At 67.9% G+C, this 14,166-nt stretch carries 12 protein-coding genes and 1 pseudogene; 6 read left to right on the top strand and 7 right to left on the bottom strand.

Annotated elements, in window-relative coordinates; genetic code table 11:
* Positions 1-111: 111 nt before the first annotated feature.
* Complete coding sequence (locus QE444_RS07740; protein ID WP_309737686.1) at positions 112-2,040, top strand: AAA family ATPase; 1,929 nt, start codon at positions 112-114, stop codon at positions 2,038-2,040.
* A gap of 72 nt (positions 2,041-2,112) precedes the next feature.
* On the opposite strand, the gene QE444_RS07735 is transcribed toward QE444_RS07740, so the two are convergent.
* Both QE444_RS07735 and QE444_RS07730 read right to left on the bottom strand, forming a co-directional pair.
* Complete coding sequence (locus QE444_RS07735) at positions 2,113-3,411, bottom strand: flavohemoglobin expression-modulating QEGLA motif protein (protein WP_007162583.1); 1,299 nt, start codon at positions 3,409-3,411, stop codon at positions 2,113-2,115.
* A gap of 90 nt (positions 3,412-3,501) precedes the next feature.
* Entirely contained in the window at positions 3,502-3,927 is a 426-nt protein-coding gene (locus QE444_RS07730) for a VOC family protein (protein WP_309737679.1), read from the bottom strand.
* A gap of 138 nt (positions 3,928-4,065) precedes the next feature.
* Here QE444_RS07730 and QE444_RS07725 point away from each other — a divergent pair, with 138 nt between their 5' ends.
* Complete coding sequence (locus QE444_RS07725; protein ID WP_273863000.1) at positions 4,066-4,932, top strand: LysR family transcriptional regulator; 867 nt, start codon at positions 4,066-4,068, stop codon at positions 4,930-4,932.
* 174 nt (positions 4,933-5,106) lie between these two features.
* Here QE444_RS07725 and QE444_RS07720 read toward each other — a convergent pair whose 3' ends face one another.
* Positions 5,107-6,717 (bottom strand): inorganic phosphate transporter, encoded by a 1,611-nt coding sequence (locus tag QE444_RS07720; RefSeq protein ID WP_273863001.1) that lies wholly within the window; start codon positions 6,715-6,717, stop codon positions 5,107-5,109.
* A gap of 153 nt (positions 6,718-6,870) precedes the next feature.
* On the opposite strand from QE444_RS07720, the gene QE444_RS07715 reads away from it, so the two are divergent.
* The gene (locus QE444_RS07715) at positions 6,871-7,512 is read left to right on the top strand and encodes a hypothetical protein (protein WP_309737678.1); all 642 of its coding nucleotides are present in this window, start codon (positions 6,871-6,873) and stop codon (positions 7,510-7,512) included.
* A gap of 45 nt (positions 7,513-7,557) precedes the next feature.
* On the opposite strand, the pseudogene zapE reads toward QE444_RS07715, so the two are convergent.
* From zapE to QE444_RS07695, 3 genes and pseudogenes are all read right to left on the bottom strand, one after another.
* A pseudogene (gene zapE, locus QE444_RS07710) lies at positions 7,558-8,609 on the bottom strand (cell division protein ZapE).
* Positions 8,610-8,690: 81 nt separating this feature from the next.
* The gene (locus tag QE444_RS07700; protein ID WP_133862870.1) at positions 8,691-9,077 is read right to left on the bottom strand and encodes an MAPEG family protein; all 387 of its coding nucleotides are present in this window, start codon (positions 9,075-9,077) and stop codon (positions 8,691-8,693) included.
* Between the two features lie 68 nt (positions 9,078-9,145).
* Positions 9,146-10,318 carry a multidrug effflux MFS transporter gene (locus QE444_RS07695; RefSeq protein ID WP_187978513.1) on the bottom strand — a complete coding sequence of 391 codons (1,173 nt, stop codon included), beginning with the start codon at positions 10,316-10,318 and terminating at the stop codon, positions 9,146-9,148.
* Between the two features lie 112 nt (positions 10,319-10,430).
* On the opposite strand from QE444_RS07695, the gene QE444_RS07690 reads away from it, so the two are divergent.
* A complete protein-coding gene (locus QE444_RS07690) occupies positions 10,431-11,060 on the top strand; it encodes a TetR family transcriptional regulator (RefSeq protein WP_133862868.1) in 630 nt (209 codons plus the stop codon).
* Here QE444_RS07690 and QE444_RS07685 read toward each other — a convergent pair.
* A complete protein-coding gene (locus QE444_RS07685) occupies positions 11,042-11,236 on the bottom strand; it encodes a heavy-metal-associated domain-containing protein (protein ID WP_187978512.1) in 195 nt (64 codons plus the stop codon). The genes QE444_RS07690 and QE444_RS07685 overlap by 19 nt on opposite strands.
* Before the next feature lie 111 nt (positions 11,237-11,347).
* Between QE444_RS07685 and QE444_RS07680 the strand changes: the two genes are divergently transcribed.
* Entirely contained in the window at positions 11,348-13,732 is a 2,385-nt protein-coding gene (locus QE444_RS07680; RefSeq protein ID WP_309737676.1) for a heavy metal translocating P-type ATPase, read from the top strand.
* Positions 13,729-14,115, top strand: a complete 387-nt coding sequence (cueR, locus tag QE444_RS07675) for a Cu(I)-responsive transcriptional regulator (RefSeq protein WP_133862865.1) — start codon at positions 13,729-13,731, stop codon at positions 14,113-14,115. Before QE444_RS07680 ends, cueR begins: the two co-directional genes overlap by 4 nt.
* Positions 14,116-14,166: the final 51 nt, after the last annotated feature.

Genomic DNA, 14,166 nt, shown 5'->3' with positions numbered 1-14,166 from the left:
GATGGTGAGTCCACTCATCGTTTTCCGGGGAACTGAGGTTCACCCTTTTCGCCACAGGCCGATAATCCGGGAGTCCGCGTCCGATGTCGCTCCTACCCTAACGGTATGTGAATGAAGAAGTCCGTCGTTTCCAAATATCCGCGCCTGCTCATCGCCGGCGCCCTGGCCCTCGTCACCGTCCTCAGCCTGGCCAGCTGGCTGTGGCTCACGCCCAGCACGCCGGCGCCTACCGCCACCGCCATGCTCGCCAGCGTGCAGCAGGCTCCCGAACACTGGACCCAGCAGCCACGTGATCTCTCCGTGCTGCTGGGCGATCTGCGCGCCAAGGCCATCACCGGCGCCGTGATCGGTGATCACACCCTCTACATAGACACCAATCGCGGCGAGCACTACGCCGTGGCCGACAACGGCGGGCGCATCGCCGATCGCCTGCTGGCCGATTACGCCACCCAGGCCGAACCGCTGTTCCCGGTGGCCACCTGGAGCGAATCCGGGCAGCGTCATCCCTGGCTCGACGCCCTGCTGATCAACCTGCCGGGCTACCTGCTCCTGCTGTTGCTGGCCATCCCCCTGGCCCTGAGATTCGCCAGCCCCTTCAAGCTGCATCGCAAGGGCACCGGCATCTCCTTCAAGGATGTGGTCGGCGCCGCCGAAGCCAAGCGGGCGCTGGAAGACGTCACCACCTGCCTGCGCAATCCCGCAGCCTTCGCCGCCCTGGGTGCCCGTCCGCCCAAGGGCGTGCTGCTGACCGGCGAGCCCGGCACCGGCAAGACCCAGCTGGCCAAGGCCCTGGCCACCGAGTGCAACGCCCACTTCATCCAGGTGACCGGCAGTGACTTCTCCTCGATGTTCTTCGGGGTCGGCATCCAGAAGGTCAAGTCGCTGTTCCGCACCGCGCGCAAGAAGGCGCCCTGCATCATCTTCATCGACGAGATCGACGGCATCGGCCGCCGCGCCGAGCAGTCGCGCTCCAGCGATGCCGAGGCCAACCGCATCATCAACCAGTTCCTCACCGAGCTGGACGGCTTTGACGGCACCAGCGGCGTGCTGGTGCTGGGCGCCACCAACTTCGCCGATTCCCTGGATCCGGCGCTGCGCCGCGAAGGTCGCTTCGACCGCACCATCGCCGTGCCGCTGCCGAGTCTGGAAGACCGCCGTGCGCTGTTCGAACTCTATGCCGGCAAGCTGCCCTGCGCAGGCGAGCTGGATCTGGCCGCCCTCTCCCGCGGCACCGTGGGCCTGACCCCGGCGGCCATCGCCTACATCAGCAACCATGCCGCCCTGCTGGCCGCTCGCGAGAACGCCAGCGCCGTGACCATGGCGCACTTCGTCGAGGCCATCGAGACCTGCCGCATCGGCGAGCAACCGGTCGGCGTCACCCCGCTGGGTTCGGCCGAGCGCACCCGCATCGCCGTGCACGAAGCCGGTCATGCCCTGGTCGCCGCGGTGCTCAACGTCGGTCGGGTGGAAAAGGTCACCCTGCTGCCCCGTGGCCAGGCCCTGGGCGTGACCCTGATCACCCCCACCGAAGACAAGCGCCTGCACCTGAAGTCGGAACTCGAAGGCCGCATCCAGATGCTGCTGGCCGGTCGTTGCGCCGAGCAGCTGTACTTCAACGAGGTCTCCTCGGGTGCCGCCCAGGATCTGCAGGAAGCCTCCAAGCTGGCGCTGTCCATGGTCGCCTCCCTGGGCATGGGCCCGAGCGGCTCGCTGCTCAGCCTGCAGGCCCTGCGCGACGCCGGCATCGAGTTCGACGCCGGGCCCAGCATCGCCTCTGCCGATCAGCTGCTGCACAGCCTGGATCACCGCTGCCTGGCGCTGATCACCGAACTCAAGCCGGCGCTGGACGACATCACCGACCAGCTGCTGCGCGACGAGACCATCCCCGGCAGCGCCGTGGCCGAAGCCATCGCCCGCGCCAGCGGCCTGGAAGCCTGCGGCGCCCTCAATCGCGCCCTGGCCTTCGTGCCGGAGCGTTCGACTGATTCGCGCGCGGGTGACAGCGAGCCGAGCATCGCGGCGGCCTTCAAGGGCGAGTGACGCCCACGACGCCTTGAAACGAAAAAGCCCCGGCCTGCCGGGGCTTTTTCATGTCAGCGCCTGAGCAGACTCTTAGAGGATATTGGCGTAATCCGCCTCGATCCGATCCAGGCTCAGGTGGTTGAGGAAGTTGGAGAAGCACATCCAGGCCGCCAGGGCGTTGAGGTCCTGGAATTGCGCCGGCAGGTACTTGGGCGGCACCACCACGCCTTCATCCACCAGCTGGCGCAGGATGCGCATGTCTTCCAGGGTGGTCTTGCCGCAGAACAGCAGCGGGATCTGCTCCAGCTTGCCCTTGCGCACCGCCAGCTGGATGTAGTTGTAGATCAGGATGAAGCCCTTGAGATAGGACAGGTCCTTGGTGAAGGGCAGCCCCGTCGGCGTCGAGCCGCGAAACACCCGGCTGGCGTTCTGGTAGCCCGACTCCAGGTCGTAGCCCTGCTCCTGGAAGAAGCGGAACACCTCGAGGAAATCGGCGCCGTCCTCGGCCAGGTGGATGGCGCGGGTGCGATTGGTCAGCTTGCGCAGCCGGGTCGGATAGGAGGCGAAGGCGATCACCTCCATGAGGATCGCCAGGCCTTCCTGGGTCACGGTGGACGACGGCGGGCCCTTGGCCAGGAAGGTGCAGATCGGCTGGTTCTGGCCATTGAGGGTGGTGCCGACGTGCACCAGGCCCTCGTGGACCTCCAGCGCACGGACGTCGCGTTCGTTGAACAGGGCGTCGGCGCGCACCTTGATATAGTCGGCGCCGGCCGCGGCGTCGGCGACGATGCCATCGGATTCGAACACCCGGATGGTGCCTTCCGTCTCACCGAACACCCGATTGAGGCGCGCCTGCAGGATGGGTACGGCGTCCTTGGCGGTGAGGGTCTTGGGTTCGTCTTCCAGGGCGCCGCGATGGGCGATGTTGTCCAGGTAGCTGGACATCATCATGCCCAGGTCGGCCAGGGTCGGATCGCCGGCATGGAAGGCGTCCGAGGCCGCGCCATAGAGCTCCTGGGAGATCAGGCCGAAATCCGGGGTACCGCGCGCCTGCAGCATGCGGATCACCATGCGGTATTCGCGGCACATGCGCCTCATGATCTGGCCGACCGGATTGAACTGGCCGAGCTGGCGGGTGACCTCGCGCTCGATGCTCTGGAATTCGCCCTTGAGCGCATCGCCGTCGAAGCCCAGCGGGCGTCCCTCGTAGAAGGCGCGATCCACCGCCGGCAGGCGCTTGCCCTTGCCCTCCAGGAAACCCTGGCGCACCCCGTCGTCCCACTTCACCGCATCAAGGATGCGGATCGGCGCCTGGGCCGCGACGATGCGATCGGACAGCTGGCGAATGGTCTGGTGATAGGGATCGAGAAAGGGCTGGCGGGCATTCATGACGGCAACCGGGCGACGGGCAAGGCTGCAAGGATGGCCGCTGCCGCGTCTTTTGCCTAGGTTGCGTGACATCAGACCTGCCGAGTCGCCCTATTTGGCGAACAGCTGGCTCATGTCCTTGAAGGCCTTGAACTCCAGTGCATTGCCGCAGGGGTCGAAGAGAAACATGGTGGCCTGCTCGCCGACCTGGCCCTGGAAGCGGATATAGGGCTCGATGACGAACCGGGTTTCCCGGGCGCGCAGACGCTCGGCCAGGGCTTCCCACTCGTCCCAGCCCAGCACGATGCCGAAGTGCGGTACCGGCACGTTGTGCCCGTCCACGGCGTTGGTATGGGCCTCGTCCTGGGACGCGGTCTTGGGGTGCTCGTGGATCACCAGCTGATGGCCATAGAAGTCGAAGTCGACCCAGTGGTCACTGGAGCGACCTTCGGCGAGGCCGAAGACATCACCGTAGAAGTGCCGGGCGGCGGTCAGATCGTAAACGGGAATGGCGAGGTGAAAGGGCGACAGGGCCATGCTGGGAAATCCTGCTGAGGGGGAATGCAGCCATTCTCACCCCAGGTTTTCCTGTGCATAAAGCGTATTTTACTGCCCCCGAGCGACAAAAATTTTGGGGCTCGCTACAGTGGCCTCTCCTGACTTCAGGCCACCATCATGCTTCGCGAACTCAAGACCCTGCTCGCCGTGGCCCGCCATGGCAGTTTTGCCGCGGCCGGTCTGCACGTGGGCCTCACGCCCTCGGCGGTGAGCGCCCAGATCCGCACCCTGGAACAGAATCTGGGCGTGAGCCTGTTCGACCGCAATGGTCGCAGCGCCCTGCTCAATGCCGCCGGTCGCCGGGCCCTGCCGCTGGCCGAAGAGATCCTCGCCACCTATGCGCGCATGGCCGGCGCCGGTGACGAGATCCAGGGCGAATTGCGCATCGGCGCCATCGCCAGCGTCCAGACCGGCCTGCTGCCCGGCACCCTGGTACGGCTGCGCCAGCGGGCGCCACGCCTGGAACCGCGGCTGGTGCCGGGCGTATCCCTGGCGCTGCTCAGCCAGGTGGATGCCGGCGAGCTGGACCTGGCCATCCTCATCCGCCCGCCCTTCGAACTGCCCAAGGAGCTGCACGCCACCACCCTGCTGCAGGAACCCTTCGTGCTGATCGCGCCGCCGGACCTGCCCGGCGATGATCCGCGCCTGCTGCTGGAAACCCAGCCCTTCATCCGCTACGACCGCCACTCCTTTGGCGGGCGCCGGGTCAGCGCCTTTCTGCGCGAGCAGCGGCTGGCGGTGCGCCAGGTGCTCGAACTGGACGAACTCGATGCCATCGTCAAGATGGTGGAACACGGCCTGGGCGTGGCCCTGGTGCCCTGCGCCGGCCTCTGGCTGGAGCATCCCCGGGTGCGCCGGCTGTCCCTGGGCCCCCTCACCTTCCACCGCGAACTGCAGATCATCGCTCGCCACGCCGGGCGCGACCTGCCGGCCGTGGCGCTATTCCGCCGCTGCCTGACCGAAGCCGTGTCAGAGCCTGGTTAAAATCTCGCGAGCTAGAGACAAACAAGGCCTGGGCGGCCCCGCGAAAATAGCTGAGGAAGCGGATCGGACCCGCGCTCGGGTTTACGAGTGGTAAATGAGCATTCCGACGGGGCTGGCCTTCCAGGCCATTTTCAACACAGTTTGGCCGACGCGCAGCAGATTTTGAACAGGCTCTTAGAACAGGTGCACCAGCAGCCAGTAGAGTGACGCGGACAGCGCCATGGCCACCGGCAGGGTGAGCACCCAGGCCAGCGCCAGATTGCGTACCGTCGCCCACTGCAGTCCGGAGCCGTTGGCGGCCATGGTCCCGGCCACCCCGGACGACAGCACATGGGTGGTGGAGACCGGCAGGCCGAAGGCGTCCGCCGCGCCAATGGTGCCCATGGCCACCAGTTCGGCCGAGGCGCCCTGGGCATAGGTCAGGTGGGTCTTGCCGATACGTTCACCGACGGTGATGACGATGCGCCGCCAGCCGACCAGGGTCCCCAGCCCCAGGGCGATGGCCACTGCCACCTTGACCCACAGCGGGATGAAACGGGTGGCCTGGTCGATCTGCCGCTTGAACTCCTTGAGATCCTCCTGCGCCTTGGGCGCCAGCCCCGGCAGGTGCTCCTTTTCCAGCAGGCGGATGGATTCCGAGGCCAGGTACATGGCGTTGCGCACGTTGGGCATGCTCTGCGCCGGCACGTTGTTGAGCGCGCCGTACTGGCGCACCTCGCGGGCGATGTCGTCGGTGATGGCCGCCAGCGCGGGCAGCACCTTGGGGTTGCTCTGCCGCTTGCGCACGAATTCCAGCAGCACCCCGTGGGGATCGGCCGGTGCGGCCTGGGGCGCCGCCTGGCGCAGGCCGCTGGCGGTGACCTCGGCGACGGCGGCGAAGGCTGGCGTGGCCGTGGCCGGCACGGCTCGGTTGAGCGCATAGGCGGTCGGCAGGGCGCCGACCAGGATCAGCATGATCAGGCCCATGCCCTTCTGGCCATCGTTGGAACCATGGGCGAAGGACACCCCGGTGCAGGTCAGGATCAGCAGGCCGCGGATCCACGGCGGCGGCGGCTCGGCGCTCTTCGGCTCCTGGTAGAGCGTCTGGTCGCGCACGATCCGCTTGAGCAGCACCAGCAGCAGCGCGGCGCAGGCGAAGCCGATCAGCGGCGAGAACAGCAGCGCATAGCCGACCTTGGCCACCTGGCCCCAGTCCACGCCGCTGCTGCCATCCATCCCACCCAGCCAGGCATGCATCAGACCGACCCCGATGATGGAGCCGATCAGGGTATGGGAGGACGACGCCGGCAAGCCCAGCCACCAGGTACCGAGATTCCAGATGATGGCGGCGATCAGCAGGGCGAAGATCATCGCGAAGCCCTTGCCCGCGCCCATTTCCACCACCAGGTCCACCGGCAGCAGGGCGATGACGCTGAAGGCCACCGCACCGCTGGAGAACAGCACCCCGAGGAAGTTGCAGAAGCCGGACCAGAGCACCGCCGCATTGGGCGGCAGCGAGTGGGTGTAGATGACCGTGGCCACGGCGTTGGCGGTGTCGTGGAAGCCATTGACGAATTCGAAGCCGAGGGCGATCACCAGCGCCAGCGCCAGACCGGCGAAGGGCAGCCAGGTGGTGGGCGGCGACTGGGCATCGCTGACATCGTTGTGGATACCGCCGAGGGTTACCGCCAGACCGGTTAGCAGCAGCGCGATGAACAGCACGATCCGCAGCGGACCGGGCTTGCGCGAACTGTGCAGGGGATGGGACAGCGGTGACAGGGAGGCGACTGGACTGGACGAAGGCATGGGGCGAACTCCGACACGGGATTTGCCTACCCTGCGCCGGCCACATGACGCTTTTACGTCAGCGAGGTGGCCAGACGACGGATGACCGTCGCGGGCTTTTTTCCACGTCGTGCCTGCCCTGCTAGGCTGGGACTTTGCTCAAGGATCTCGCCGATGTCCCCGCGCTGGCTGCTCTGCCCCCTGCTGCTGCCCCTCGTCACCGGCGCCCTGGCCGCCACGGAGCCTTCACCGCGCAGTTGCGCCCAGGAAATCGGACAGCGGCCCGCTCAGGCCCTGGCCACCACCTGCCGAGCGCTTTCCCCCGCCACGCGACCGCCCTGCAACGCGGCCAACAGCTGCGCCCTGATGCAGGACGAGATCGCCCGCAGCTGCGCCCTGTTCGGCGATGGCGAGGCGGCCAAGGAACCCGGTTGCGGTCCGCTGCCCAGCAGCGCCGAGGCGGCGGCGGCCGTGGTCCGGCGTTACTACCGGGCGCTGGATGCGCGGGACTACGGCACCGCCTGGCAGCTATGGGGAAGCGACGGCCAGCCCGGCAACAGCTACGAGAAATTCCGCCAGGGCTATGCTAGGACTCGCAGCGTCCAGGTGACCCTCGGTCAACCTGGCCCGGTCGAGGGTGCGGCGGGTTCGAGCTATGTCAGCATCCCGGTGACGGTCAAGGCGCGCCTCGCCGACGGTACCCGCCAGACCTTCAGCGGCCGCTATCAGCTACGCCGGGTCAACGACGTCGACGGCGCCTCGGCCGAGCAGCGCCGCTGGCACCTGGGCAGTGCGAAGCTGAAGGCCGAGCGCTAGGCTCTGTATGAAAGGTCGCCGAGCGCAGGCACTTTTCGTACAGTGCTAGTCCGGCCCGATCTGCCGCAGCTGGGATAGCCGGCTGCGCGTCCGCGACATGTCGGCGATCTCGCTGTCGGCCAGGGTCTCGTCGAGGGGCGCGGTGCTGACCAGGAACAGCGCCAGGCGACGGTCGTAGAGCACGTCCACCAGGTTGATGAAGCGCTGGCGGGCGGCGGGACTGGCGTCGCGCAGCGGCGGCACGGCATCGAGCAGCCAGCGCTGCCAGGTTTCGCTCAGGGTCAGGTAGTCGAGGACCGCGGTGGGGCCTTCGCAGAGATCGGCGAAGCTGAAGTGCAGCAGCCCCTCCGCGGCGCTGATGGCGGGCAGGCTGCGATGGCCTACCGGCACCTCGATCCGGGTCTCCGCCAGCGGCGGCAGCCCCAGCGCCTGGCGCTGTTCCAGGCTGCCCGGCCAGAGATAGGCGCCGATACCGAAGGGATCGGGCTCGGCAGGACTGGCGCCGCGATAGTCCTGGGTACCGGCCACCGCGAGGATGTCCATGCGCGTCTCGATCAACCGGATCGCCGGCAGGAAGCGCTCGTGGTAGAGCGGATTGGGCAGCAGTCCTTCCGGCGGATAGTTGGAGGTGGTGATCAGCACCACGCTGCGGCTGAACAGCGCCTTGAACAGCCGGGTGATGAGCATGGCGTCGCCGATGTCATGCACATGGAATTCATCGAAACAGAGCAGTCGGCAACCTGCGAGCAGTTCGTCCAGGCTGGCGGCCAGGGCATCGCCACCCGGCGGCTGGCGAAACATCCGCTCGTGCAGTTCACGAAAGAAGGCATGGAAGTGCACCCGGCGCTTCTCGGCGAATGGCAGGGCGGCGCGAAGAAACCGTCCAGCAGAAAGCTCTTGCCGCGCCCTACCGGGCCCCAGAGATAGAGACTGCGCGGCGCCTGGCGACGGAACAGGCGCGGGCGCAGGAGTTCGTCAGCGAGCTGGGCAAAACGGTCGATGGCGGCCTGTTGCGCTGCATCCAGGGTATAGCCGCGGCCCTGGGCGAGCTCGGCGAAGTGCCCCAGCACCTGCTGGGCGGGCGAAGGAGACGTCATGCAGGCGGCCAGCCGGGAAAGACAGGGCGCTAATGAAGCTACAGCCGTCGCTGCCGGTCAAGACCGGCAGCGACGTTGCACTCAGGCCGCGGCGATGAACAGGCAGAGGCAGCAAAATATCCCGCCGACCCAGGCCAGCGAACGGCGGGTGGCGTGGTCACGGATATACAGCCAAGTATAGGCGATGCGGCTCAGCAGGAAGAGGAAGGCCCAGAAGTTGATGGTGCCCTGGTCGGCGCCACCGGTGACGTGGGCGACGATTACCGCCGCGGCGAACAGCGGATTGATCTCGAAGGCATTCTGCTGGGCAGCGTTGGCCCGCGCCCGGGCACCCTCCAGCTTGCCGAGAAAGCTGCGCGGATCCCGATTGTCCTCGGGCGTGAAACCGCTGCCCTTGAACTTGGCGTAGTAGGCCGCGCCATAGGGCACGAGGTAGACGAGGAAGATGCACCAGTAGGCAAAGGTCATGTCGGCGTCCCTGGAAGGATGAGGGTTCGCCTATCTGACCTGCCGCGCCGGGAAAAATCCACTCTACCTCAGACGGCTGTGGATCTGTGGGTCCAGCGCGCCATCAGCGCGGTCGCCACCGCGCAGAGCGCCAGCACCGCGCACATGGGCACCACGGTGCCGTTGTGCAGGGCGCCCACGCTGCTGGAAGCCAGCGCCGCCAGGATGAATTGCAGGCTGCCCATCAGCGCCGAGGCACTGCCGGCATTGGCGCCCTGCCCGGCCAGGGCACAGGCCGAGGCATTGGGCACGATGCCGCCGAGCAGGGCGATGGCGCAGAACAGCGGGATCATCAGCACCGGCAGCGCCTTGGGCTGGAAGGCGCCGACCAGCAGCAGGACCAGTCCCGCCGCGGCATAGGCCACCACCGCGCGCCGCAGCCAGAAGGCCGGGCCCTGGCGGACCACCAGGCGGGCATTGAGCTGTCCGAGCAGGATGAAGCCGGCGGCGTTGAGGCCGAATACCCAGCCGTAGTGCTCGGGTTTGACGCCATAGAGTTCGATCAGCACGAAGGGCGAACCGGAGATGTAGGCGAACATTCCGGCCATGGCGATGCCGCCGGTGAGGGTGTGGCCGATGAAGGTGCGATCGCGCAGCAGCCGCAGGTAGTTGCGCAAGGCCCCCCGCAGCGGCGGCCGCGGATGGTGCGCCGGCAGGGATTCGGGCAGCCAGAGCGCCACCGCGGTGCCGCAGGCGGCGGCGAACAGCGCCAGGCTGACGAAGATCGCCTGCCAGCCAAAGGTGCTGAGCAGCAGGCTGCCGGCAAAGGGCGCGATGATGGGGGCGATCCCGGTTACCAGCATGATCTGCGAAAAGGCCCGCGCCGCGGCCATCGGCTCGCAGAGATCGCGTACCACGGCCCGCGCGATCACCATGCCGGCGCAACCGCCCAGGGCCTGGACGAAGCGCGCGGCGATCAGCCAGGGCAGGTTGGGCGCCAGGGCACAGCCCAGCGAGGCCAGGCAGAACAGGCCGATGCCGATCAGCAGCGGCAGGCGGCGGCCGAAGCGGTCTGCCAGGGGGCCATAGAACAGCTGGCCGCTGGCAAGACCGGCGAAATACACCGCCAGACTCAGCTGCACGTGTTCGATATCGGTGGCGAACGACCGTGCCAGCGAGGGGAAGCTGGGCAGGTACATGTCGATGGCGAAGGGAGCGAAGGCCGAGAGGGCCCCGAGAATCAACAATAAGCGAAAGGTCATGAAGCCTGATCCGATGGAAGCGGAAATGTCACGCAGTTACATACAATCATGTTTGTAAAAGCGGCGAGGCGAGCTAGACTGCGTGGCAGACCCACTGCCAGTCAGATCACCCATGCGTCGTACGAAAGAAGAAGCCGAACAGACCCGCCAAGCCATTCTCGATGCGGCGGAAGCCCTGTTCCTGACCAATGGCGTGGCGCGTACCAGCCTGGAAATGATCGCCCGCGAATGCGGCGTCACCCGGGGTGCAGTGTACTGGCATTTCCAGAACAAGGCCCACCTGTTCCACGAAATGCTTAGCCAGATAAGGATCCCGGCCGACGAACTGACCGAGCGCCTGCGCGTCGACGGCGAGGAAGACAGCCTGCAGCGGCTGTTCAAACTGTGCATCGAAGGCATGGCGAAATTCACCCAGCCCGGCCGGGAGCAGCGGGTGATGACCATCCTGCTGCACCGCTGCGAATTCACCGAAGAGTTGCGCGAGGCCGAGGAGCGCGATCTGCAGTTCCTGCGGCAGTTCATCCGCATCACCGACGCCCTCTTCACCGCCCAGGCCGCCCGCCTGCAACCGGGCGTGACGCCGCAGCTGGCCAGCCGTATGCTGCACAGCCTGTTTCTCGGCACCCTCTCCGATCTGCTGCGCGACGAACAGACCTTCGCCCCGCTGCTGGCCGCCGATCAGGTGTTCACCACCTTCTTCCGTGCCATCGTGCGCGACTGGACTCAGTCGGCGACGGTATAGCCCGCCTGCTCGATGGCCTGGCGGAAGGGCGCATTCACCTCGACGCTGTCGATGCGCACCTCGCCCGCCTGCAGGTCCACCTCCACCCGGGCGCGGCTGTCCACCTTGAGCACCGCGGATTCGATGGCGCTCACGCAATGGGCGCAACTCATTCCGATCACCTTGATGACATGCATGGTCTGCTCCTGTCGGTCTTGACCTCTTTCTCCTGACGCCAGCGCCAGGCTCGGGTTCCAGTGTTGACCTTGACCCGAGGTCAAGGTCAACACTGGGCTCAGGAGGTGCCCATGCACGAATTCGAACTCTCCATCAGTGGCATGACCTGCGCGGCCTGCGCCGGTCGGGTCGAGCGCGCCCTGCAGAAGGTCCCGGCGGTCAGCGCGGCCGGTGTCAACCTGGCCAGCGAAAAGGCCCGCGTCAGCGCGCCGGTCGACGCGGCGCCGGCGCTGGCCGAGGCGGTTAGCGCGGCGGGCTACCGGGTGGCCGAAGCCGAGCATGACCTGGCGCTGTCCGGCATGAGCTGCGCCAACTGCGCCGGGCGGATCGAAAAGGTCTTGCGTACGGTGCCCGGGGTGCTGGCCGCCGAGGTCAACCTGGCCAGCGAAAGAGCCCGGGTGAAGACCCTGGCCGCGGTCGAGACGCCAGCCCTGATCGCCGCGGTGGAAGCCGCGGGCTACGGCGCCGAGGATCGCCACGCCGAAGACGAGCGTTCAGCGCCGGCCCGTCAGGGCGTGCCCTGGGAGGGTCTGGAGCTGGCCCTGGCGCTGCTGCTGGCCGCGCCACTGATCCTGCCCATGCTGCTGACGCCCTTCGGCTGGCACCTGATGCCGCCCGCCTGGCTGCAATTGCTGCTGGCGACGCCGGTGCAGTTCCTGGTCGGCGCGCGCTTCTATCGCGGCGCCTGGCATGCCCTGCGCGCGCGCAGCGGCAACATGGATGTGCTGGTCGCCCTGGGCACCAGTGCCGCCTTCGGCCTCAGCCTCTATCTCTGGCTGGTCAAGAGCAGCCCGCACCTCTATTTCGAGACGGCGGCCATGGTCATCGCCCTGGTGCGCCTGGGCAAATACCTGGAAACCCGCGCCAAGCGCCGCACCGGCGCGGCGCTGCGCGCCCTGGAAGCGCTGCGCCCGGAAAGCGCCCGGCGCCTCGACGCGAACGGCGAGGAAGAAGAATTCGCCCTGAATCGCCTGCGCCTGGGCGATCGCCTGCAGCTGCGGCCGGGCGAACGCATCCCCGCCGACGGCCGCATCCTCCAGGGTGAAAGCCAGGTGGACGAAGCCCTGCTCACCGGCGAAAGCCGCCCGGTCGCCAAGGGTCCCGGCGACGAGGTGGTGGGGGGCGCCATCAACGGCGAGGGCAATCTGCAGATCGAGGTCACCGCCCTGGGTGGCGAGACGGTGCTGGCCGGCATCATCCGCCTGGTGGAAGACGCCCAGGCCACCAAGGCGCCCATCCAGCAGCTGGTGGATCGCATCAGCCGGGTGTTCGTCCCGGTGGTGGTGGCCCTGGCCCTGGTCACCCTGCTCGGCTGGCTGCTGAGCGGCCACGCCCTGGAGCCCAGTCTGCTCGCCGCCGTGGCGGTACTGGTCATCGCCTGCCCCTGCGCCCTCGGGCTGGCCACCCCCGCCGCCCTCATGGCCGGCACCGGGGTGGCGGCGCGCCACGGCATCCTGATCAAGGACGCCGAGACCCTGGAGCGCGCGCAGGGCATCACCAGCGTGGTCTTCGACAAGACCGGCACCCTGACCGCCGGCCAGTTGCGCCTGCGCCAGCTGGCCACGGCACCCGGCATCGAGGAAGCCGAATTGCTGAGCCTGGCCGGCAGTCTGCAACGCGGCAGCGAGCATCCCCTGGCCGCGGCGGTCCTCCTGGCCTGTCGCGACCGCGGCCTGGACACCCCACCCGCCCGGGACGTCCGCGCCCTGCCCGGCCGAGGCCTCCAGGGCAGCTGGCAGGAGCGCTCCCTGCTGCTGGGCAATGCGCGACTCCTGGCCGAACAGCAGCTGGACGCCGGCCCGCTGGCCGACGCCGCCCGCGCCTGGGAGGACCAGGGCCTTACGCTGTCCTGGCTGCTGGAGACCGGTGCCCCGGCGCGGGTGCTGGGGCTGCTGGCCTTTGGCGACGAGATCCGTCCGGGTGCTGCCGAGGCCATCGCCCGGTTGCGCCGCGACGGCATCGACAGTTGGCTGCTGACCGGTGACAACCGCGGCAGCGCCCGCCAGGTGGCTACCGCCCTGGGCATCGAGCAATGGGAGGCCGAGGTGTTGCCTGCCGACAAGGCCGCCGTGGTGGCCCGGCTGCAGGCGACCCGGGGCGGCGTCGCCATGGTCGGCGACGGCCTCAACGACGCCCCGGCCCTGGCCGCCGCCGAACTGGGCATCGCCATGGGTTCAGGTACCGCCGCCGCGCGCCATGCGGCCGGCATCACCCTGCTGCAGGAGGACCCACGCCAGGTGGTGGCGGCACTGGACATCGCCCGGCGCACCCAGCGCAAGATCCGCCAGAATCTGTTCTGGGCCTTCGTCTACAATGTCATCGGCCTGCCGCTGGCCGCCCTGGGTCTGCTCGATCCGGTCTATGCCGGCGCCGCCATGGCCTTTTCCAGCGTCAGTGTCCTGGCCAATGCCCTGCTGCTCGGCCGCTGGCGCCCGTCCGGAGACTCCCTGTCATGAACATCGGTCAGGCCGCCAAGGCCAGCGGGCTCACCGCCAAGATGCTGCGCTACTACGAGCGCATCGGCCTGCTGGCGCCCGCCGGGCGCACCGACAGCGGCTATCGCCAGTATGGCGCGGAAGACCTGCGGGTGCTGGCCTTCGTCCGCCGCTCGCGGGAGCTGGGCTTCAGCCTGGAGGAGATCCGCCAGCTGCTCAGCCTCTGGCAGGATCGCCAGCGCGCCAGTGCCGACGTCAAGGCGCTGGCCAAGCGGCACATCGCCGAGCTGGATCTGAAGATCGCCGAGCTGACCCGCCTGCGCGGGACCCTGGGCGAACTCGTCTCCTGCTGCCATGGCGACGCCAGTCCCGAGTGCCCGATCCTCGATAGCCTGGGCGGCTGACGCAACCGCTGCCGCCTCGCGGGGTCCATCGCTTATCCCCCGCTGCCGAGG

The organism is Pseudomonas sp. SORGH_AS_0199, assembly GCF_031453735.1.
In the GTDB taxonomy this organism is placed as follows: domain Bacteria; phylum Pseudomonadota; class Gammaproteobacteria; order Pseudomonadales; family Pseudomonadaceae; genus Chryseomonas; species Chryseomonas aestiva.
Note: the sequence above shows the minus strand (reverse complement) of the source record. Positions and strands in the feature narration are given on the sequence as shown.